Source organism: Amycolatopsis aidingensis (assembly GCF_018885265.1).
In the GTDB taxonomy this organism is placed as follows: Bacteria; Actinomycetota; Actinomycetes; order Mycobacteriales; family Pseudonocardiaceae; genus Amycolatopsis; species Amycolatopsis aidingensis.
The window spans coordinates 4,904,302-4,925,580 of record NZ_CP076538.1 but is presented as its reverse complement, the minus strand read 5'-3'; the positions used below and the strand labels follow the sequence as shown (position 1 = coordinate 4,925,580).

Sequence of the window (21,279 nt, the reverse complement as noted above, 5' to 3'; positions counted from 1 at the left end):
GAACCCGGGTGCTCAGCGCAGCGCCGAAGCCGGACGAACCTCCCAGAACGTCCACAGTGGCCGGTAACCCTGCCGGTGCCAGAACACCGAGGAGAGCGGATTCGCCGGACTGTAGAACAGGAATGTACCCCCGGCCCCGCCCGCCCGCAGCGCGTCGTGCGCCACCGCGGTCAGCGCCCTGCCGATACCCGCGCCCCGGGCCGCTGGCAGCACCGACAGGGTGCGCAACTGGCCCCAGCGCCCCGGCCGCAGCCGGATCCGTTGCTCGCCGTCCGGGCTGCCCCAGCCGCAGCCGACCAGCCCCACGGCCAGCCCGGCCGACTCGGCGAGCCAGGCCGGGTCGCCCCGCCGCAGCTGCGCGCGTACCTCGGCGGCGAGTACCTGCGCGGCGTCCGCCCGTACCGTGTTCGGCCCGACCAGCGCGGAGTACTGCAGTTCCGCCATCCGCAGCGCGGCGACCTCCTCCTCGTCCGCGGCGCGGGCTGGCCGGATCACCACCTCCGGGTGGCCTGCACCGGCCAGGGCAGGCGGCGGCCGCGACCGCACCCCGAGCGCGTTCAGCGGGACCAGGCCATGGTTCAGCAGCACACTGGTCACCTCGGCATCGCGGCTGGGCCAGGTGACGGCGCAGGCCGAGTCCTGGCCCACCCGTTCCCGGTCCAGCCTGCGGCGCAGCGCCCCGAGCAGCGCCGCCATGCCCGCACCGCCGGTGTCCCCGAGCAGCGGGGTCAGCTCCCAGCTCGCCGTGGCCGCCCACAGGCTGGCGGGGGAGCCGGGTGCGTGCCGGGCGCGGTAGAGGACACCGGCCACCCTGTGGCCATCGGGCAGGGTGGCGGTGAGCCACTCGCCTTCCGGCGGTTCGGCAGGCTCGGGCAGCAGCGGGTCCAGCGCGGCGAACCGCGCCGACTGGGCGAGCACCAGTTCCCGCACCGGCGGTGCGCTACCCGCCTGCCGCGACGGCCGAGAAGATCGCGGTACCGGGGAACAGCTTGCCGCGCAACGGACTCCACTGGCCCCAGACCCTGGTGTGCCCTTCGGGCCACTCCGGTTCGATCAGGTCGGCCAGCCGGAAGCCCGCGCGGGCCAGCGCGCGCACGTAGTCGCCCATGGTGCGGTGGTACTCCACGTAGGTCGCCGTGCCCTCGGCGTTCACCTCGACGTACGGGGTGCGGTCGAAGTACGGCTGGGTCGCGGTCAGCCCGGCCGGGCCGGGATCGTCGGGGAAGATCCAGCGCATCGGATGCGTCACCGCGAACACCCAGCGCCCTCCCGGTCGCAGCACCCTGGCCACCTCGGCGAAGACCGCGTCCAGTTCGGCCACGAACGGCACCGCGCCGAAGGCCGAGCAGACGGCGTCGAAGCTCCCGGTGGCCAGCGGCAACCGCTCGGCGCTCGCCTGGATCAACGGTGCGTCCGCGCCGGTCCGGCGGTGATCGGCCAGCGCGTGCCGCAGCATCCCCGCGGAGAGGTCGATGCCGACCGCGCGTGCGCCCTGCTCGGCCAGCCAGCGGGTGCACGGCGCGGAACCGCAGCCGACCTCCAGTACCGACCTGCCGCGCACCTCGCCGAGCAACCGGGCTTCGGCCTCGCGTAGCCCTTCCGGGCACCACACGAAGTCGGCCGCGCCGAGGAACTCGCGGTGGGTGGCCTGGTACTCGTCGGCGTCCGCGTCCCACCACGCCAGGTTGGCCGCGGTCGCCTCGGCCGCGCCCACCTCGCGGTAGGCGACGCCGGTGGTGCCCAGCCGTTCCTCCGCGCGTTCGTGGCGGTCGACGGCCGGGCCGACCTGGCTGGTCGATGGTGGCTGGGGCACGGTGGCGATCCTCCCAACTGGTGCCGCTCCGTCGGGGGAGACCCTGTTTGTGTCGCCGTCGGGCGGCCGCGTAGGATACTTGTTAGCGCAGTGGGTTCGCGCTGCCTTTCACCCAGCAGTGTTCAGGCGTTCGCTCTGGGACTCGGGGTCGCGCACCGCTTGGTGATGCTCGCGGCCGTTCCTCGTCGGACGATGCAGACGATGTGGCGGTATGCATGGTAGTCGCCTGTCTCCCACGGCGCACGCAAACTGCACACCCCAAGACCAAGCCATAATCGGAGCAACCGACCTAATGACCACCGACACCACCACCGCCCCGACTGCCCCCGCGCAGGCTCAGCAAGTCGCGATCAACGACGTCGGGACGGAGGAGGACTTCCTCGCCGCCATCGACAAGACCATCAAGTACTTCAACGATGGCGATATCGTCGAAGGCACGATCGTCAAGGTCGACCGCGACGAAGTTCTGCTGGACATCGGGTACAAGACCGAGGGCGTCATCCCCTCGCGCGAACTGTCCATCAAGCACGATGTCGATCCTGCCGAGGTTGTCACTGTCGGTGACGAAGTCGAGGCTCTTGTCCTGCAGAAGGAGGACAAGGAAGGTCGGCTGATCCTCTCCAAGAAGCGGGCGCAGTACGAGCGCGCCTGGGGCACCATCGAGGAGCTCAAGGAGAAGGACGAGCCGGTCAAGGGCACCGTCATCGAGGTCGTCAAGGGCGGCCTGATCCTGGACATCGGGCTGCGCGGCTTCCTTCCGGCCTCGCTGGTCGAGATGCGCCGCGTGCGGGACCTGCAGCCCTACGTGGGCCGCGAGCTCGAGGCGAAGATCATCGAGCTGGACAAGAACCGCAACAATGTGGTGCTCTCCCGCCGCGCCTACCTTGAGCAGACTCAGTCCGAGGTGCGCAGCGAGTTCCTCAACGCGCTTGCCAAGGGCCAGGTCCGCAAGGGCGTCGTCTCCTCGATCGTCAACTTCGGTGCGTTCGTGGACCTCGGCGGCGTGGACGGCCTGGTGCACGTCTCGGAACTGTCCTGGAAGCACATCGACCACCCGAGCGAGGTCGTCGAGGTCGGCCAGGAAGTCACCGTCGAGGTGCTGGAAGTCGACATGGACCGCGAGCGCGTGTCCCTGTCCCTTAAGGCCACCCAGGAAGACCCGTGGCGCCAGTTCGCCCGCACCCACGCGATCGGCCAGATCGTGCCGGGCAAGGTCACCAAGCTCGTCCCGTTCGGCGCGTTCGTCCGCGTCGAGGAGGGCATCGAGGGCCTGGTGCACATCTCCGAGCTGGCCGAGCGCCACGTGGAGATCCCGGAGCAGGTCGTGCAGGTCAACGGCGATGTCATGGTCAAGGTCATCGACATCGACCTGGACCGCAGGCGGATCTCGCTTTCGCTGAAGCAGGCCAACGAGGGCGTCACCCTGGACACCGAGTTCGACCCGACGCAGTACGGCATGATCGCCGAGTACGACGAACAGGGGAACTACATCTACCCCGAGGGCTTCGACCCGGACACCCAGGAGTGGCAGGAGGGCTACGACAAGCAGCGTGAGGAGTGGGAGCGGCAGTACGCCGAGGCCCACGCCCGCTACGAGCAGCACATGCGGCAGATCGCCAAGGCAGCCGAGGCCGACGCCGAGGCGGCGGCGCAGAGCGTCGCAGGCGACACCGAGGATGCTGCCGAGCAGGGTGGCGGCTACTCCTCCGCCCAGGGCGAGTCGAACCAGGCCGCCTCCGGTGGCACGCTGGCCAGCGACGAGCAGCTCGCCGCGCTGCGGGAGAAGCTCTCCGGCGGCGCCTGAGCGACACCCGGATAGCGACAAGGGGATGCCCCGGTCCGGCAACGGACCGGGGCATCCCCCTGCGTGCGACTCCGATCTGCCGAAAGGGATTCAGGGCAGGACAAAGCGGGAATTCGTCGCCGAATTCCCGTGGTGCGGGCGCGCTCAGTGCCTGTTCTCAGGTCGTAGCTGGCGCCCAGGCGCGCTCGTACGCGGCAGCGCGGGCCCTGCGCCGCAGCCCGGCGAGGCTGTGCTTGGCCGGGATCAGCAGCGCGGTCAACCAGTTGCGCCGGTACTCCGCGAGTGCCTCGGCAACCGGGCGGTGCATGACGCAGTGCACCAGGCCCGGGGTCCCGAGCCGGTGCCGTCCGACATGCTTGCTGGCGGGCATCGTTCCTCCGTATGGGCGATCACCGTCGCACGGCACGGTACGCAAACCAGGAGTGAAAACGTGTGAACCTTGCGGCGTGTCACTCACCTCAGTTGGATAACGACACGGTCAGTGGCTCTGCGTCGGCAATCCCGGAGCGCCGGGCGCCGGGCAGGGGCGGACTGGTTGAATGGCCGCCATGCTGCGAGTCGGGTTGACGGGCGGGATCGGCGCCGGAAAGTCCACGGTGGCCAATCGGCTTGCCGAGCACGGCGCGGTGCTGATCGACGCGGACGCGCTGGCCAGGCAGGTGGTGGAACCGGGCACCGAGGGCCTGGCCGAGGTGGTCGCCGCCTTCGGCACCGGGGTGCTGGCCGCGGACGGCAGCCTGGACCGGCAGGCGCTGGCGGCCAGGGCGTTCGCCGACGAGGAGTCCCGGCGCAGGCTGAACGGCATCGTGCATCCCCTGGTCGGCGCCCGCACCGCGGAGCTGATGCAGCGCGCGCCCGCGGACGCGGTGCTCGTGCACGACATCCCGCTGCTGGTGGAGAACGGGCTGGCCGCGCATTATCACCTGGTGGTCGTGGTGGATGCCGCGGAGGACGTGCGGGTGCGGCGGCTGGCCGAGTCCCGTGGCATGACCGAGCAGGACGCCCGCGCCCGCATCGCCGCGCAGGCCGATGAGCGCCAGCGCCGGGCGGCAGCCGACGTGTGGCTGGACAACGGCGGCGCCCCGGACATCGTGCTGTCCGCGGTGGACGCCCTGTGGGCCGACCGGCTGGTCCCGTTCGAGGCGAACCTCCGCCTGCACCGGCCGCGGGCGCAGCGGTCCCCGGTGATCACGGCCTACGACGAGTCCTGGCCCGACCAGGCCGCGCGGGCACTGGCCAGGGTGCGGCTGGCGGCGGGAGAGCGCGCGGTACGGGCCGACCACATCGGATCCACCGCGGTGCCCGGCCTGCCTGCCAAGGACGTGCTGGACCTCCAGCTGACCGTTCCCACGCTGGCCGATGCCGACGCGATCGCCGAATCGCTTGGCGGCGCGGGCTTCCTGCGCGAGCCGGGGGACTGGTCCGACGATCCGCAGGATGGGGACGGTCCGGCGCGCTGGGCCAAGCGGCTGCACACCGGCGCCGACCCCGGGCGGCCGGTGAACCTGCATGTGCGCCCGGCCGATGGCCCTGCCTGGCGGCTGGCCCTGCTGTTTCGCGACTGGCTGCGCGCCGAACCCGCGGAACGGGACGCCTATGCCGGGCACAAGCGGCGCCTTGCCGAGGCGCATGCCGCGGACGGCACCGTCTTCGGTTACGCCGAGGACAAGCAGGGCTGGGTCAACGCGGCTTTCCAGCGGGCCGAGGACTGGGCCACCCGCACCGGCTGGTCACCGTCCTGACTGGCGCAGCAGCCCGCGCTCGTAGGCCGCCGCCACCGCGGCCGCCCGGTCGTTCACCCCGAGCTTGGCGTAGGCGTGCAGCAGGTGTGTCTTGACGGTGGCCTCGCTGATGAACAGCTTCCGTGCCGTCTCCTTGTTCGTGCTGCCTGCCGCGACCAGGTCCAGCACCTCGAGTTCGCGCCGGCTCAGTGGCTCCTTCGCCGGGGACCGCAGCCTGCTCATGACCTTGCTGGCCACGGCGGGGGAGAGCACCGCCTCACCGCGCGCCGCGGCCCGCACCGCCCGGAACAGCTCCGTCCTCGGCGAGTCCTTCAGCAGGTAGCCGGTGGCCCCTGCCTCGATGGCGGGCAGCACGTCGGCGTCGGTGTCGTAGGTGGTGAGTACCAGTACCCTGGCCGGATTGCCGAGCCCGGCCAGCTCGGTGATCGCCGTGACCCCGTCGGTGCCCGGCATCCGCAGGTCCATCAGCACCACGTCGGGCCGCAGCCGCTTGGCCAGCCGGACCGCCTCGGCGCCGTCGGCCGCCTCGCCGAGCACCTCGAATCCGGCCTCGGTGGTGAACATGCCGCGCAGCCCGTCCCGCACGATGGGATGATCATCGGCGATCACCATGGTGATGGGCATCAGGCACTCTCCGCGGGGACAGCCGGGACGCTCGCCGAGATCGCGGTGCCCACGCCCTGCTCGGACTCCACCTCGAGGGTGCCTGCGAGCCGCCGCAGCCGGTGCCGCATACCGCTCAGCCCGAAGCCGCTGTGCCCGTTCGGCCGCACCGCCTCCGGGTCGAAGCCGCGGCCGTCGTCCCGTACGTCCAGCGCCACCTGATCCTCCATATAGGACAGTGTGAGGCCAACCCTGCCAGCCTTGGCGTGTTTGGCCACATTGGTCAGTGCCTCCTGGGTGATCCGCAACAACGTCGCCTCGATCTCCGGGTGCATCGGCCGGGTGTTCCCGGTAGTGGTGAACTCGATCGGCACCCCGTGCATGTCCGACCACCGGCGCACCACCCCGGTCAGTGCCTCCGGCAGGCGGGCCTCGGCCAGCGGCTCCGGCCCGAGCGCGTGCACCGAGCGGCGGGCCTCGGCGAGGTTCTCCCTGGCCAGCGCGGAGGCCGTAGCCAGATGCCGTTGCCATACCGCCGGGTCGGCCCTGGCCTGCTCGGCTGCCTGCAACTGGGTGATGATCCCGGTGAAGCCCTGGGCGAGGGTGTCGTGGATCTCCCGGCTCAGCCGCTGCCGCTCGTCCATGACCCCGGCCTCCCGTGCCTGGCTGAGCAACTGCCGGTGCAGTCCGGCGTTCTCCTCCTGTGCGGCCTCGAGGTCGGCGAGGGCCTTGCGGCGCGCCTCGCTCTGCCTGGTGAGTGTCTCCGACATCAGTGAGCCGCCGCCGATGGCGAGGGTCTGCACGGCGATGATGGTCAGCCACAGGAACGGGTTCTCGGTCAGCGCCCGCACCACCCCGCCTGCCGGGATGGTGTGGATCAGCAGCGAGCACGCCGCCAGCCCGCCGAACATCACCGGCATCGGGCGCAGCCGGATGGCATAGAAGAAGCCGGCCACCATGAACACCAGGAACAGGTTCTCGCGCAGCATCAACACGGTGGCGAGGGCCGTGAAACCGGCGAAGGCGGCGAGCTCGGCCCACTGGCTCGTCCGCAGCGGGCCCGGCCGGAGCGTGTCGGTGAGCAGCACCCACACCGCGGCGGCCAGCACCAGTCCCAGCGTGCCCAGCTGATGGGAGCGGTCGCCGGCGGAGGCGGGCAGTGCCAGCAGGGTCGCGACGGCCAGCAGCAGGAAGGGGAACGCGCGCTCGATGCCGAGCACCCACGGGTGCCATGGCTGGACCTTGTCGTCCACCAGCAGTGTGGGCCAGAAGGCCGACGGCCGCTGGCAGGGTACGGTGCGCACCCGGCCATTATCCGCCCGGTATTCCGGGCCCGCCGTCATCAGCCCGGCCCGCTACCGTGCGCGGTCACCGGGTGCCCCAGCGGAAGTACCGTGCCGCCAGCACCCCGCAGACGACCGTGCACCCGGACAGCGCCAGCAGCTGGAGCGGCATCGGGTTCCCGCCCGCCGCCGTCTCCCGCAGCGCGTTCAGCGTGGCACCCAGCGGCAGCACGTCCGCCACGACCTGCAGGAAGGCGGGCAGGTCCTCCTTGCGCACCCAGACACCGCCCAGCGCCAGCATCGGGAAGAACAGCACGGAGCCGATCCCGTTGCCGACGCTCTGCGTCGGCGCGAACGCGGAGATCAGCAGCCCGACCGAGAACAGCGCGGCCGCGCCGAGCAGCGCGGAGAGCGTGAACCCCGGCAGGTTCGCAGGTAGCTCCATGCCCAGTGCCAGCCGGCCGATCACGACGATCAGCAGCACCACCACCGCGGCGGCCACCAGGTTCACGATCAGCTGCGCGTACAGCAGGTCCCGCGGCGGTACCGGGCTGGCCGCGAGGCGGCGCAGGATGCCCCGGTCCCGGTAGTTGCCGAGATAGGAAGGAAAGATGTTCAGCGCGATCATCGCGATCAGGATGGCGATGGACAGCGGTGCGATGAAGGTGCCGAGCGGGACCTTCCCGCCGAACTCCGCGCTGGGCTCGGTGACCCCCGGAATCAGGCTGAGCACCAGCAGCAGCCCGATCGGCAGGCCCAGCACGATGATCGGCGTGCCGGGGTCGCGCAGGTAGAGCTTCGCCTCGGTGGCGGTCATGGTGCGTAACGCGGCCATCGTGATGTCCCCTTGGTCAGTCGAGTTTCCGGCCGGTGAGCGCGACGAAGGCGTCGTCCAGATTGGCCTGGTCGACGCGCAGCTCGCCGGCGATGATCTGGTTGCGGGCCAGTACGGCGGTCACCGCGTGCAGCACGTTGCCGGTTCCGGTGATCACGACCTGGTCCCCGGAGCGCTGTACGGTGCGTACCTCGGGCAGTTCGGTGAACATCGCGTCGGTGACCGGGCCCGATGGCCGGAACCGGATGCGCTGTTCGTCGTTCACCGCGGAGATCAGGCCGGCGGGGGTGTCCACGGCGACCACGCTGCCGGCGTCGATGACGGCGATCCGGTCACACAGCCGTTCCGCCTCCGCCATGAAGTGGGTGACCAGCAGGATGGTCACCCCGCGCCGGTGTACCCGCTCGATCAGTTCCCAGGTGTCCCTGCGAGCGCCGGGGTCCAGCCCGGTTGTCAGCTCGTCCAGCACGGCCACCTGCGGGTTGCCGATCAGGGCGAGCGCGATGGACAGCCGTTGCTGCTGCCCGCCGGACAGTTTGCGGTAGTGGGTGTGGCGTTTCTCGGTGAGGCCGAGGACGTCCAGCAGCTCCCGCGGGTCGGTCGGCTCGGCGTAGAAGGATGCGTAGAGGTGCAGCGCCTCGGCGACGGTGATCCGATCCGGCAGCTTGCTGTCCTGCAACTGCACGCCCAGCACCTCGCGCAGGGCGGCGGTGTCGGCCCGCGGGTCCAGCCCGAGCACCGAGACCGAGCCGCCATCCGGCTCCCGTAACCCCTCGACACATTCCACCGTGGTGGTCTTACCCGCGCCGTTCGGCCCGAGGATCCCGAAGATCTCCCCGCGTTCCACGGTGAAGGACACGTCCCGCACCGCCACCTTGTCCCGGTAGCGCTTGTGCAACCCCTGTACTTCGACGATCGACATGGGCCAAGGATCGCCGGGACCGGGCCGGCGCCGGATCGCCCCGGCGGGCACGGCCCGGTCAGCCTTCGGGCGGCCGGGGTCAACCGATCGGTTGACCCGTGGGGTCAGCGGCGCAGCCAGTCCAGCTCGATGTCCATGGTGGCCAGCCAGGCTGCCAGTTCGTAGCCGTGCCGGGCGAGCCCCTCCACCGTGCCGTAGGCCGTCTCCAGCGCGGCGCGGGCGCCCGCCGCCGGCAGCAGGCCCGCGGTGGCAGCGGCGAGCAGTTCGTCGGTGTCCAGCACCTCGAGGCCGCGTTTGTCCCGCAGCACGATGTCCAGGTACAGGTCGGTGGCGCGCCAGCGGTCGCCGTCGCGCTCGATGTCCACCACGTCCAGGTAGAAGTCCTGGTCCCGTTCGTGCCCCGGGTTGAACCAGAAGTCGGTCACCCGCAGGCCGAGTACCGGCAGCAGCCAGGACTCCAGATAGTGGAACTGCGCGCGGCCGGGAGCGGGGCGGGCGAGGTAGAGACCGAACTTCTCGACCCGGTACCGCTCCACGGCCCTGGTGATTCCCTTGGGGTCGACGTTGACCGAAGCCGGCACGTCGAAGGTCTCCACCTTCGGCGGGTGCGGCGTGCTCCCTAAGCCACTCATGCCGACATCATGCCCAGCGTTGCCGATCTCTGTCGTAGGCTCGGCCCGATGGTGGACGAAACCCTGGTCGCGGAACAGCTTGCCCGGGTCACCGCCGAACTCGGCGACCGGGCAAGCGAGCTGACCGCGGAGCTGGTCGGCGTGTACGACCGGGAGTTACCCCAGCTGGTGCACGACGACGAGCGCATGGTCAGCCTGCTCTCGGCCAGCGTGCACCAGAACATCGACACCGCGATGCGGATCTTCCAGCACGGCATCGACCCGGCGGGGGTGGATGCTCCCGCGGCCGCGGTGGAGTACGCGCGGCGGCTCGCGCAGCGGGGCACCCCGGTGATCGATCTGATCCGGGCCTACTACCTGGGGCAGACCACGATCCTGGAGCATTCGCTCGCCCAGGCCGCCAAGGGGATCGAGGACCCTGCCCTGCTGGACGCCATGTTCCGCAGGGCGCTGACCATCACCTTCGCCTTCATCGACCGGGTCACCCAGCAGGTGGTCTCGGCGTACCAGGACGAGCGGGACCGGTGGCTGCTCAACCACAGCGCGGTCCGGGCCGCGCGGGTGCGCTCGCTGCTGACAGAGGAGGCCGCGGACCTCGGCGCGGCGGAGACCGCGATCGGGTACCGGTTGCGCGGGCTGCATCTCGGCATGGTGCTGTGGCGGTCCGCTGAGGAGCCTGCCTGCGGTGGGCTCGACCGGCTGGAGGCGCTGGCGCTGAGCCTGCAACAGCGCACCGGATGCCCACGGCGCCCGCTGTTCGTGCCGTACGACGACGCCAGCGCATGGGTGTGGTTGCCGTTGGAGGACCCGGCGCTGCCCAAACGGCAGCAGTTGGAGGAGACACTGGCCGAGCGCGGTCCCGGTATCCGGATGGCACTGGGCGAACCGGGGCGGGACGTGGCGGGGTTCCGCCGCACGCACCGGCAGGCCGTGCGGGTGCAGGCACTCGCACTGGCCGCGGGAGAGCACTGCGACCCGATCCTCGGGTACGAGGAGGTGGGCGCGATGACCCTGCTGGCCGCGGACCTCGGCGGGGCGCGCGCCTGGGTCCAGGACACGCTCGGGCCGCTGGCAAGGGACGACACCCCGCATCGCAGGCTACGGGACACGGTACGGGTCTTCCTTGCCGCCGGTGGCAGCTACACCACGGCGGCCACCAGGCTGAACATGCACAAGAACTCCGTGCAGTACCGGCTGCGCAAGGTGGAGGAACTGCTCGGCAGGCCGATCGGCGAGCAGCGTCTCGACCTGGAGCTGGCGCTGAACCTCTGCCATCGGCTCGGTCCCGCCGTGCTCACCTGAGAGCCCGTTCCGTTAGCGCCTGGCCACGTTGGCCAGGATGCGGTCGAGAACCCGGCCGAACCGTTGGACGTCGCTGGGGCTCACCCCGCTGAGCATGGCCTCGTTGGCCTCGGTGGCGACCGCCGCGAGGCGCTCGTACAGCTGCCGCCCCACCTCGGTGAGCTCGACCAGGGAGCTTCTGCGGTCGGTGTCGGTCCGGGTCCTGCTGACCAGCCCGCGGGCCTCCATGGTCTCCAGGTGCCGGGTCAGCGTCGGGCCCTCGATCGAAAGCTGCGCCGCGATCTCCCGCTGGATCATCGGTCCCTTCATGGTGAGCGTGGCCAGCACGGTCCACATCGCGAAGCTGGCGCCGTGCTCGGCGAGCAACTGTTCGAAGAAGGTGCGGCTGGCCTTGGCCGTGCGATGGAGTTTCGGCGCCACGCTCTGGGTGAGCCACTCCGGCGCGGATGCCTCCTGGCCCGGGGCGGCGGGCTCCGGCATGTCCACCCCTCCGTTCCGCCTCTCGCTCGCGTCGCCCAGCCTAGCCGAGCGGGTCCGGTTGACAGCTTACAATACAGTTAGTTAGCTTGCTAATTATATCGAGCACTGACTGATGGGGGTCGTGGAGATGGGCAGGCAGGTCATGACGGCTGCGGACAAGCGCACCCTCGCGCTGGCTGAGCGCCGCAGGCTGGCGACCACCCTGGCCGGGTTGAGCGAGCGGCAGTGGGCGGCCCCCTCGCTGTGCGCGGGCTGGACGGTCCGGGAGGTGGCCGGGCATGTCGCGGAGAACACCAGGGTCGGGCTCGGCGGTTTCCTGTTCGGCATGGCGGGGGCCCGGTTCGACCACGACGAGTACAACCGCAGGGCCGCCGCGCGCTGGGCGCGCCGCCCGGCGAAAGAACTGGTCGCGGCGCTGGACACGTCCCGGATGATGCTGGTGTTCCGGCTGAGTCCCGCGCTGCTGCTGGTCGACAACGTGGTGCATCACCAGGACATCCGCCGCCCGCTCGGGCTCGGCACGGACATCCCGGAGCAGGTGCTCACCGCGGCGCTCACCGCCGTGCTGACCGAAGGGGCCTTCGCGGCCGACGCCCGGCGGGTCACCGGTACCCGGCTGGTCGCCACCGATATCGACTGGCGGCACGGGGAGGGGCCCGTGGAGTTGCGCGGTCCCGCGGAGGCGTTGCTGATGCACGTGATGGGGCGGGCCGTCGACCCCGCCGAGCTGCGGTCCAGCCGGTAGCGCCCACCTGTTCGGTCCGGCGGACCAAACGGACCAGTGATCGTTGGGCCGAGGGCACGAAGAGCCGGTCGCGCTCAGCCACTAGCCTCGCCCCATGGCGTTGTCGGGGCGCCGAGCTGAGCCGGGCGAGATCCTCGCGGTGGTACGACCGCGACCCGGAGTGGTCGGCGAAAGCAAACGGGTCTGTCATGTCGTGCCGATACCGGAGTCCGGCAGATCGGCAGGGCCGCTCGCGGCACTGTGCGGGGAACCGGTCGTACCGGCCGAGGTGGAGGTGCTGCCCCAGCTCAGCGGTATGCCCTGCGAACTCTGCGTGGCCAACTCCACACCGGGCCGGGCCGGGCCCTTGCCCGCCGCGGGGTAGCGCGGGCTGAAACTGTCGGGGGGCACGCCTACCCTGGACGGCGTGGCTTTCGCAACCGAACACCCCGTGCTGGCGCACTCCGAGTTCCGCCCCGTCTCCGAGATCCCGCGGTCGGACGGGCGGTTCCAGGTGGTCAGCGACTACCAGCCCGCCGGCGACCAGCCCGAGGCGATCGACGACCTGGAACGCCGGATCAAGGCGGGCGAGAAGGACGTCGTCCTGCTCGGCGCCACCGGCACCGGCAAGTCGGCGACCACCGCGTGGCTGATCGAGCGGGTGCAGCGCCCGACGCTGGTCATGGCGCCGAACAAGACGCTGGCCGCGCAGCTGGCCAACGAGCTGCGCGACTTCTTCCCGCACAACGCGGTGGAGTACTTCGTCAGCTACTACGACTACTACCAGCCGGAGGCCTACGTACCGCAGACCGACACCTACATCGAGAAGGACTCCTCGATCAATGACGATGTGGAGCGGTTGCGGCACTCCGCCACGATGAACCTGCTGTCCCGGCGGGACGTGATCGTGGTCGCCAGCGTGTCCTGCATCTACGGCCTCGGTACCCCGCAGTCCTACCTGGACCGGTCGAGCAAGCTCACCGTGGGGGAGGAGATCGACCGGGACGTGTTCCTGCGCGCGCTGGTGGACGTCCAGTACACCCGCAACGACCTGGCCTTCGCCCGCGGCACCTTCCGGGTGCGCGGGGACACCGTCGAGGTCATCCCCGCCTACGAGGAGCTGGCGATCCGGGTCGAGTTCTTCGGGGACGAGATCGACAAGCTGTACTACCTGCATCCGCTGACCGGGGACATCGTCCGCGAGGTGGACGAGGTGCGCATCTTCCCGGCCACGCACTACGTCGCGGGCCCGGAGCGGATGGAGAAGGCCATCACCGATATCGAGGCCGAGCTGGCGGAGCAGCTGGCCGAGCTGGAGAGGCAGGGCAAGCTGCTGGAGGCGCAGCGGCTGCGGATGCGCACCAGCTACGACATCGAGATGATGCGCCAGATCGGCTCCTGCTCCGGGATCGAGAACTACTCGCGGCATGTGGACGGGCGGCCCGCGGGCTCGTCGCCCGCCACCCTGCTGGACTACTTCCCGGAGGACTTCCTGCTGGTGATCGACGAGTCGCACCAGACGGTGCCGCAGGTCGGCGGCATGTACGAGGGCGACGCCTCGCGTAAGCGCACCCTGGTCGAGCACGGCTTCCGGCTGCCGAGCGCGCTGGACAACCGACCGCTGACCTGGGAGGAGTTCTCCGACCGGATCGGCCAGACGGTGTACCTCTCGGCGACGCCGGGGCCGTACGAGATGGGACAGACCGGCGGCGAGTTCGTCGAGCAGGTCATCCGGCCCACCGGGCTGGTGGACCCCGAGGTCGTGGTGAAGCCGACCGAGGGGCAGATCGACGACCTGGTGCACGAGATCAGGACCAGGGCGGAGCGGGACGAGCGGGTGCTGGTCACCACGCTGACCAAGAAGATGGCCGAGGACCTCACCGACTACCTGCTCGAGCTTGGCATCAGGGTGCGCTACCTGCATTCCGAAGTGGACACACTGCGCCGGATCGAGTTGCTGCGGCAGCTGCGTTCCGGTGACTTCGACGTGCTGGTCGGGATCAACCTGCTGCGCGAGGGGCTGGACCTGCCCGAGGTTTCCCTTGTGTCCATTCTGGACGCCGACAAGGAGGGCTTCCTGCGCAGCGGCACCTCGTTGATCCAGACCATCGGCCGGGCCGCGCGGAACGTGTCCGGGCAGGTGCACATGTACGCGGACTCGGTCACCGACTCGATGCGTTACGCCATCGACGAGACCAACCGCAGGCGCGAGAAGCAGATCGCGTACAACACCGAGCGCGGGCTCGACCCGCAGCCGCTGCGCAAGAAGATCGCCGACATCCTGGACCGGGTCTACACCGAGGCCGAGGACTCCGAGCAGGAGGTCGCGGTCGGCGGCTCCGGGCGCAACGCCTCCCGCGGCAAGAAACCGGAGCAGGGCGACAAGGTGCGCAGCTCCGGCATGCTCGCCGACAAGGACGTGTCCACCATGCCGCGTGCCGAACTGGCCGACCTCATCCAGCAGATGACCGACCAGATGATGCAGGCCGCCCGCGACCTGCAGTTCGAACTCGCCGCCCGGCTCAGGGACGAGATCGCCGAGCTGAAGAAGGAACTGCGCGGCATGGACGCCGCCGGCGTCAAGTAACCGCGTTTGCCGCCCACGCGCACGCTTTGGCCGTCGGCGTGCGCGTGTTGGCCGCTCAGGTAGGCGAGTTGGCCGCGTGGAAAGGATCGAGGAACGAACCTAGCCTGCCGGCACCGCATTCGGGGAGTCCAGCAGCACCACGCCGGCCTGGGTGAGCGAGTGCAGCGCCGCCTTGTGGTGCCGGATGGTGGTCACGAGCCCTGCCTTGCGGAGGATCGAGGCGTGCTCGCTGGCGCTGGCCGGGGCGATACCGGCCAGCGCCCCGAGTTCGGCGGTGGTGCAGCCGGGATGTTCCCCGATGACGGTGAGCACGGTGGCGCGAGTCCGGCCGAGCAGAGACGCCAGGGCGTGCGGGGTGGTTGGCGTCGGGCCGATCGAAACGGGAGCTGGTAAGGGCTGATCGGGGTTGGTGTCGTGGACGGGGTAGGTCATCAACGGCTGCGGCTCGGCATCGAGCGCGAGGATCGGGTAATCCGAGCCGAACAGCGAGGGCACCAGCAGCAGCCCGCGGCCACCGAGATCGATGTCCACGTCGGCGCCACCGGGTTTGGTCACCACGAGCACGGGTGGTTCCCAGCGCACCCGGCCGGGTATCAGCCCGGACAGCATCCGGTCCATCCCGCCCTTCGCGATATGCCGTGCGCGGACTGATCGGTCGGCCATGGTCGAGGCGTGGAGCGTTCGCGCATAAGGCTCGATAGCGTGCCGGCACACCTGCTCCAGCAGGTCGGCCACCTGTTGGAGCAGCCGGGGATCGTGATTGATCCGCTCGGTCCAGCGGGGGAGCGGACGCCGGTGCTCGCGCAGCGCGGCAAGCTGAGCCAGCTCGAGCCTGAGCCGTCGCGCCGGGGTCGAGCGGACTTGTTCCAGCAGCGCCCTCGGGTCTCCCGCACCCGGGGGTGTCAGCAGGTCCAGTCCCCATTCCTGGACCGGTATCAGGTCGAACACCAGGCGAGCCTGCGCGGGCAACCGCGAGAGTGCCGTACGCCGCCACGCACCGAAGCGCACGGGGTGATGCCGGCTGTCCTGGAGCATCCGTACCGCGACGTTCAGCTCGACAAGTGGTTGCGGGGCCGCCGCTATCCGGGTTCGTGCCAGGTCGTCCGTGGTGAAGTGTATTCGCCAGCTCATAGTTCCCTTCGAGCCGCTGCGGTCCACCCGTCCAAGTTCGGCTCGATTCGGCGCACCCCGAAGCGAGTTGTAGGTAACCCACACTAGCGCGCAAGCTCGGCATATCGACAGTGCACGGCAGGCAACTGGGGGTGGCCGGGTGCCGGTGGAGGGAGGCCATCGGCACCCGGCCGGCGTACCCGGCACCGGGTGAGCGCGGGATCCTGCGCCCGTTGCCGGAATCTTGTCGGTGCCTCCGGGCATACTCCGGACCACGATCAGGATGGAGAAAGGACCCAGTCATGGCGCTTGGATTCCAGGTGACCTTTGACGCGGCGAACCCGGGGAAGCTGGCGGAGTTCTGGGCGCTGGCCCTGGGTTACCAGGTACAGCCGCCGCCGGAGGGCTTCGACTCCTGGGAGGCCTTCGCCGAGAGCGCAGGCATCCCGCGGGAGCGATGGGGAGACTACTCCGCGGTGGTCGATCCCGATGGCAACGGTCCCCGGCTGTTCTTCCACCGGGTTCCGGAGGGCAAGACCGCCAAGAACCGGGTGCACCTCGACGTCAACGCCAGCCTCCCGGACCTGCACACCGAGCGCGGCTGGCAGCGGGTGCTCGAGCACGTCCGCACCCTCACCGAGGCCGGGGCCAGCACGATCCGCGAGGTGAACGAACCGGGTGGCCGGTGCATGGTCATGCGTGACCCGGAGGGCAACGAGTTCTGCGTGCAGTGACCCTGCCCGGCGACCGGAGTCCGGAAAATCGGTGGACCGGCGGGCGGAGCTGATCGACCGTTGTTCGGTGACCGAACGACTGGAACGACTGGAGGCCGATGGCGGCCTGATTCTCCGACCGTGGGACGCCGATGACGTGGACGCCGTCCTCGCCGCGTTCACCGACGAGGACCTGTGGCGGCAGTCGGTCGAGGTGGTGGACACCCCGGACGCGGCGGCGGCCTGGCTGACCGCGCGCGCCCGGCACTGGGAGTCGGGCTCCGGCTACGCCTGGGCGATCACCGACCGGGCCGGGGTGGTCCTCGGCAATGCCGCGGTGACCGCGGTGGACCACCGGCACGGCACCGGCTGGGTGTCCTACTGGACCACCCGGCCCGCCCGCGGCAAGGGGGTGGCGACCGCGGGTTGCCGGGCGGTGAGCGACTGGGCGCTGCGCGAGCTCGGGCTGTTCCGGCTGGAGCTCGGCCACCGGGTGAACAACCCGGCTTCCTGCCGGGTCGCGCTGCGTTCCGGATACCGCCCGGAGGGTGTGCAACGCGAGAAGCTGCGCTACGGCGGGGCCCGCTACGACGTGGAGATCCACGCCCGGCTGGCGACCGACCGCAGGCGGCTCAGCTCGTGATGTCCTTTGTGGCGAACCGGCGGGCGGCCAGCAGCAGGAACACCGTCCCGTAGCTCACCGAGGACAGCGCCCCGGTGGCCATATCCGACCAGTCCACCTCCGTGGAGATGAGATCCATCCAGGCGAAGGAGAAATGCGTTGGCAGGAAGTCCCGCAGGTCGCCGAGTGCGGTGATCTGGTCGAGGATCTGCGAGACGATCGCCACCAGCACCGCCCCGCCGACCGCGCCGAGCGGGGCGTCGGTGGACACGCTCAGCAGCAGCGCGAGCCCCGCCACCCAGGCCAGCTGGATCACGATGTACACCACGGCCAGCACCATCGCGAGCACGCTGTCGCCGAAGGGCACGGCATCCCCGGTCGGGCTGATCGCCTCGCCCGCGCCGTACCAGATCACCCCCGCCAGCAGCGCCACCGCAGGGAGCAGGGCGAGCGCCGCCGCGGACAGCAGCGCCGAGGCGATCGCCTTCTGCCGCAGTACCCGATGCCGCGGAACCGGGATCGCCAGCAGGTACTTCAGGCTCGACCATGAGGACTCACTGGCGATGGTGTCGCCGAAGAACAACGCGACGATCATCGGCAGCAGGAAGGTGCCGGACACCATCATGGTGAGCACCACGAAGTTCGGCGCGCTCGCGGTGGCCAGGTCCACGAACCCGCCGGAACGCCGGTCCGGGTTCGCCTCGCCGATCTCGAACGCGGCCACCAGCACGAACGGCAGCAGCGCCACCAGGCCGAGCACCAGCTGGGTACGCCGCCTGCGCAACTGCCTGCGCAGCTCGACGCTCAGCCGCAGGGTGCGGCCCGCCCGGTAGCCCGCCACCGCGCCGTCCTGGCCCACCTCGGTGCGCTCGTGTTCCGCCGCCACGGTGAGCTCCCGCAGCGCGCCGGGGTCGGTGTGCACTCCGTGGTCCAGCCGCGCGTTCTGCTCGGCCGCCGTCTCCTTGCCCGCCTTGCTGCCGGGTTCACTCACCGGGGCCACCCTCTCCGACCAGTTGCAGGAACGCGTCCTCCAGTCGGCGCCGGGGCCCGGCCTGCTCGACCGAGACACCCGCGCCGACCAGTGCCGCCACCGCCTCCGCACGTGGTAGCCCGTCCAGGTCCGCGTGCACGAGGTTGCCGTCGATCTCCACGGTGGACACCCCGGTGACCGACCTGAGCGCATCCGCGGCCTGCTCCGGCCGGTCCACCCGGAAGGTCGCCTCGCCGCCCGCGGCCACGATCTCCCCGACTTCGCCGTCGGCGACCAGCGCGCCGCGGTGCATCACGACCACATGCGTCGAGGTCTGCTCCACCTCGGCGAGCAGGTGGCTGGAGACCACCACCGTGCGGCCGGTGGCCGCGTACCGCCGCAGCACCTCGCGCATCTGGTGGATCTGTGGCGGGTCCAGCCCGTTGGTGGGTTCGTCCAGCACCAGCAGCTCCGGCAGTCCGAGCATGGCCTGTGCGATGGCCAGCCGCTGCCGCATGCCCTGGCTGTAGGTGCGGACCTTGCGGTGCACGGCATCGCCGAGCCCGGCGATCTCCAGCGCCTCGTCGAGATGTGCCTTGCCCGCGGGGCGCCCGGTGCTGGCCCAGTACAGCCGCAGGTTGTCCGCGCCGGAAAGATGCGGGAGGAAGCCGGAACCCTCGACGAAGCTGCCGATACGGGACAGGACCGGCGCCCCCGGCGACACCCGGTGGCCGAACACCTTGATCTCACCCGAGGTCGGCGTGATCAGCCCCATCAGCATCCGCAGGGTGGTGGTCTTGCCCGCGCCGTTCGGCCCGAGCAGGCCGAGCACCTGCCCGCGTTCCACCCGGAAGGACAGCTTGTCCACGGCGGTCAGCCCGCCGGGGTATGCCTTGGTCAGGCCGTCGATCACCAGCGGGGTGTCCGCGAGCTCCGGGTCCACCCGATGCGAGCGCCTGCGGCGGACCGCGGCCACCACGGTCGCCAGCGCGGCGGCGGCGAGCACCCCGCCGATGCCGATCAGCTGGCCCACCGGCCACCCGCCGGTCACCGTGGTGCCAGGGACCACCGGCACCGCCACCGTCCCGGCGCCGGCCAGCTCCACCTGGTAGGCGGCCGGCTCGGCCGGGGTCGCGTAGGCCCGGTCGGTGGTGCCGACCACCAGCTCCAGCGAGTGTCCGGACTCGACCGGGCGCACGATCCCGGGCAGGGTCACGGTGACCTCCGCGGCGCTGCCGTCGGCGGGCAGTCGCGGAACCCGGATCGGTGCCACCGCGTTCGCGGGCAGCGTCCGGCTGCCGCTGGGGCTGACGTCGTACAGCTTGGCGAACAGCACCGCACCGCTGGCCGGGTCCCGCGGCGCCTGCCCTTCCGGGACCGAGACCCGCAGCCGCACCGTCGAACCGCCGGTGACCAGCAGTTGCGAGTCCATTGGCTGGGAGGTGAACCGGGCGGCCTGGCCGGGCGGGTCCATGCTGAACATGCTGGACAGCCGCGAGGAGCTGGAGGCGAGCCGGTTCAACCCTGGAATCCCGCTCACCGCGGCCGGGTTCCCGCCCGGCGGGCGGACGATGGCCTGCGGCTCACCGCCGAGCCGCACCTGCCTGCGCTCGGTGCTGCCGCCATCGAGACCCGGGTAGGCCGGTGCCTCCACCCTGCGGATCGAGGGTGCGCCATCGGTGCGCAGCGCCCCCTGCACCTCGTAGCTGAACGGCGCGCCAGGGCCCTGGCCCGCGCCGGTGAGCTGGAAGTCCAGCCAGTCCGCGATCCGGCCGCGCAGCTGCGAGCCCGGTGAGCCGCCGTCGTGCCCGCCGGAGTACCAGATCATGGTGACCTCGCCACCGGCCTCGGTGATCTGGCGGGCGTTGGCGTCGGCCTGGTCCAGCCCGAACAGCGTGTCGTTCTCGCCCTGCACCAGCAGGGTCGGCACGGTGATGTCCCCGGTGACCGAGGCGGGGGAGACGCGGTGCAGCAACTGCACCGTCTGCTCGCTCGGCCTGCCGTCGATGGCGACATCGCGATAGGCGGCGCACACCCGCTCGGTGAACCGCCCGCAGGGATCGGCAAGGGAACCCTGGCCCTGCCCCGGCATGCCATCGGGGGCCGGGCCCGCGGAACGCATGTCCGCCGCGGCGACCTCGTCCTCCTCCAGCTCGCTGCCGGGCTCCAGGGCCGCGGCACCTGGGCCGGCCGCGGAGGCTCCGGTGCCCGCGGCGAAGAGAATGCCGGCCCAGGACTCCTTGAACACCCCGTCCGGGCCGAACGCGCCGGGCGCCGGGGTATCGGCCGCCACCGGCTCACTGCTCGCGGCGTTCGGGACCAGCCCCTGCGCCAGGTCGTTGTAGGTGATCACCGGGGCGATCGCGTCCACCCGGTCGTCGGTGCCAGCGAGCAGCAGCGCCAGCGCGCCGCCGTAGGACCCGCCGGTCACCCCGACCCGGGGGTCGCCCGCGGCATCGGAGCTGACCTCAGGCCGTTGCGCCAGGTAGTCCAGCAGCCTGCTGGCGTCGGCGACCTCGTGGTCCGGGTCGTTCAGCGCGATCCGCCCGGTGCTGCGCCCGAACCCCCGTGCCGAGTAGGCCAGCACCACGAAGCCCCGCTCGGCGAGTTCGGTGGCCTGGCCGGCCACGCTGTCCTTGCTACCGCCGAACCCGTGCGCGAGCAGGATCGCCGGTGCCGGGGTGGTTTCCGGCGTGTACATCGTGGTGTCCAGCCGGACCTGCTCGCTCGAACCGGGAGCGGCGGGGACGTCCACGGTCGCTTCCTGGGTCCGTACCGGCGAGGGCTCCTCACCGCCTGCCCAGACGAGTCCGGCCGCGACGAGCAGGGCGACGACCGCGGCCAGGGCGGCGAGTCTGCCGCGCCAGTGAGTGAGGAAGGGGATTCGGCGCACGGGACGACCGTATTCGGGCTTTCCTGAGAGTCCGCTGGTAGCCCCCGGTTGCGCGGGTGTGACGTAGGTTACGCCCGGCAACCCGGTGACGCTGCTGACCTTGACTGGCGCTGATCACGTGGAGCGGCGACGATACGTATCGACGTGGAGGGGAGTATTCCCCCACGGCGGTGTCGTCAGCACGGCTGCCCTGCATCCAAGGATCAGCGCACCCGGCATCGTCGGCCGGCGCCCGCGCCGGTGG

20 protein-coding genes are annotated in these 21,279 nt (G+C 70.9%); 8 read left to right on the top strand and 12 right to left on the bottom strand.

Going from position 1 to position 21,279, the window contains the following annotated elements:
* Window positions 1–12: 12 nt before the first annotated feature.
* Entirely contained in the window at window positions 13–930 is a 918-nt protein-coding gene (locus KOI47_RS22485; RefSeq protein ID WP_216206898.1) for a GNAT family N-acetyltransferase, read from the bottom strand.
* A 10-nt stretch (window positions 931–940) separates the two neighbouring features.
* A complete protein-coding gene (locus KOI47_RS22480; RefSeq protein WP_216206895.1) occupies window positions 941–1,813 on the bottom strand; it encodes a class I SAM-dependent methyltransferase in 873 nt (290 codons plus the stop codon).
* A 292-nt stretch (window positions 1,814–2,105) separates the two neighbouring features.
* Here KOI47_RS22480 and rpsA point away from each other — a divergent pair, with 292 nt between their 5' ends.
* On the top strand, window positions 2,106–3,617 hold the full coding sequence (gene rpsA, locus KOI47_RS22475; protein ID WP_216206891.1) for a 30S ribosomal protein S1: 1,512 nt from the start codon (window positions 2,106–2,108) through the stop codon (window positions 3,615–3,617).
* A 157-nt stretch (window positions 3,618–3,774) separates the two neighbouring features.
* On the opposite strand, the gene KOI47_RS22470 is transcribed toward rpsA, so the two are convergent.
* Window positions 3,775–3,987, bottom strand: coding sequence for a hypothetical protein (locus KOI47_RS22470; RefSeq protein ID WP_216206888.1), 213 nt, complete (start codon window positions 3,985–3,987; stop codon window positions 3,775–3,777).
* A gap of 178 nt (window positions 3,988–4,165) precedes the next feature.
* On the opposite strand from KOI47_RS22470, the gene coaE reads away from it, so the two are divergent.
* Window positions 4,166–5,359, top strand: a complete 1,194-nt coding sequence (gene coaE / locus KOI47_RS22465; protein WP_216206886.1) for a dephospho-CoA kinase — start codon at window positions 4,166–4,168, stop codon at window positions 5,357–5,359.
* Here coaE and KOI47_RS22460 read toward each other — a convergent pair.
* The 5 genes from KOI47_RS22460 to KOI47_RS22440 all read right to left on the bottom strand — a co-directional run bounded on the left by KOI47_RS22460 (window position 5,348) and on the right by KOI47_RS22440 (window position 9,634).
* Window positions 5,348–5,983 carry a response regulator gene (locus KOI47_RS22460; RefSeq protein WP_216206884.1) on the bottom strand — a complete coding sequence of 212 codons (636 nt, stop codon included), beginning with the start codon at window positions 5,981–5,983 and terminating at the stop codon, window positions 5,348–5,350. The genes coaE and KOI47_RS22460 overlap by 12 nt on opposite strands.
* Entirely contained in the window at window positions 5,983–7,266 is a 1,284-nt protein-coding gene (locus tag KOI47_RS22455; protein WP_232376175.1) for a sensor histidine kinase, read from the bottom strand. The genes KOI47_RS22460 and KOI47_RS22455 overlap by 1 nt, the downstream gene beginning before the upstream one ends.
* 64 nt (window positions 7,267–7,330) lie before the next feature.
* The gene (locus KOI47_RS22450; RefSeq protein ID WP_232376174.1) at window positions 7,331–8,080 is read right to left on the bottom strand and encodes an ABC transporter permease; all 750 of its coding nucleotides are present in this window, start codon (window positions 8,078–8,080) and stop codon (window positions 7,331–7,333) included.
* Window positions 8,081–8,096: 16 nt separating this feature from the next.
* Window positions 8,097–9,002, bottom strand: a complete 906-nt coding sequence (locus tag KOI47_RS22445; RefSeq protein WP_216206878.1) for an ABC transporter ATP-binding protein — start codon at window positions 9,000–9,002, stop codon at window positions 8,097–8,099.
* A 104-nt stretch (window positions 9,003–9,106) separates the two neighbouring features.
* The gene (locus KOI47_RS22440) at window positions 9,107–9,634 is read right to left on the bottom strand and encodes a DUF402 domain-containing protein (RefSeq protein WP_216206875.1); all 528 of its coding nucleotides are present in this window, start codon (window positions 9,632–9,634) and stop codon (window positions 9,107–9,109) included.
* A 48-nt stretch (window positions 9,635–9,682) separates the two neighbouring features.
* Between KOI47_RS22440 and KOI47_RS22435 the strand changes: the two genes are divergently transcribed.
* Window positions 9,683–10,936, top strand: coding sequence for a PucR family transcriptional regulator (locus tag KOI47_RS22435; RefSeq protein ID WP_216206871.1), 1,254 nt, complete (start codon window positions 9,683–9,685; stop codon window positions 10,934–10,936).
* Between the two features lie 12 nt (window positions 10,937–10,948).
* Here the strand turns inward: KOI47_RS22435 and KOI47_RS22430 are convergent, their stop codons facing one another.
* Entirely contained in the window at window positions 10,949–11,416 is a 468-nt protein-coding gene (locus tag KOI47_RS22430) for a MarR family winged helix-turn-helix transcriptional regulator (RefSeq protein WP_216206868.1), read from the bottom strand.
* 112 nt (window positions 11,417–11,528) lie between these two features.
* On the opposite strand from KOI47_RS22430, the gene KOI47_RS22425 reads away from it, so the two are divergent.
* From KOI47_RS22425 to uvrB, 3 genes are all read left to right on the top strand, one after another.
* Window positions 11,529–12,161 carry a maleylpyruvate isomerase family mycothiol-dependent enzyme gene (locus KOI47_RS22425; RefSeq protein ID WP_216206865.1) on the top strand — a complete coding sequence of 211 codons (633 nt, stop codon included), beginning with the start codon at window positions 11,529–11,531 and terminating at the stop codon, window positions 12,159–12,161.
* A 94-nt stretch (window positions 12,162–12,255) separates the two neighbouring features.
* A complete protein-coding gene (locus KOI47_RS22420) occupies window positions 12,256–12,525 on the top strand; it encodes a hypothetical protein (RefSeq protein ID WP_232376173.1) in 270 nt (89 codons plus the stop codon).
* 42 nt (window positions 12,526–12,567) lie between these two features.
* Window positions 12,568–14,727, top strand: coding sequence for an excinuclease ABC subunit UvrB (gene uvrB / locus KOI47_RS22415; protein WP_269756648.1), 2,160 nt, complete (start codon window positions 12,568–12,570; stop codon window positions 14,725–14,727).
* Between the two features lie 99 nt (window positions 14,728–14,826).
* Here the strand turns inward: uvrB and KOI47_RS22410 are convergent, their stop codons facing one another.
* Entirely contained in the window at window positions 14,827–15,858 is a 1,032-nt protein-coding gene (locus KOI47_RS22410; RefSeq protein WP_216206862.1) for a winged helix-turn-helix domain-containing protein, read from the bottom strand.
* Between the two features lie 281 nt (window positions 15,859–16,139).
* Here KOI47_RS22410 and KOI47_RS22405 point away from each other — a divergent pair, with 281 nt between their 5' ends.
* Window positions 16,140–16,571 (top strand): VOC family protein, encoded by a 432-nt coding sequence (locus tag KOI47_RS22405; protein ID WP_216206859.1) that lies wholly within the window; start codon window positions 16,140–16,142, stop codon window positions 16,569–16,571.
* Window positions 16,572–16,638: 67 nt separating this feature from the next.
* Window positions 16,639–17,193, top strand: a complete 555-nt coding sequence (locus KOI47_RS22400) for a GNAT family N-acetyltransferase (RefSeq protein ID WP_216206855.1) — start codon at window positions 16,639–16,641, stop codon at window positions 17,191–17,193.
* On the opposite strand, the gene KOI47_RS22395 is transcribed toward KOI47_RS22400, so the two are convergent.
* Together KOI47_RS22395 and KOI47_RS22390 are read right to left on the bottom strand one after the other, a co-directional pair.
* Entirely contained in the window at window positions 17,183–18,106 is a 924-nt protein-coding gene (locus tag KOI47_RS22395) for an ABC transporter permease (protein WP_456318998.1), read from the bottom strand. The two genes, KOI47_RS22400 and KOI47_RS22395, sit on opposite strands and share 11 nt — an antisense overlap.
* A gap of 49 nt (window positions 18,107–18,155) precedes the next feature.
* Complete coding sequence (locus KOI47_RS22390) at window positions 18,156–21,035, bottom strand: alpha/beta fold hydrolase (RefSeq protein WP_216206852.1); 2,880 nt, start codon at window positions 21,033–21,035, stop codon at window positions 18,156–18,158.
* Window positions 21,036–21,279: the final 244 nt, after the last annotated feature.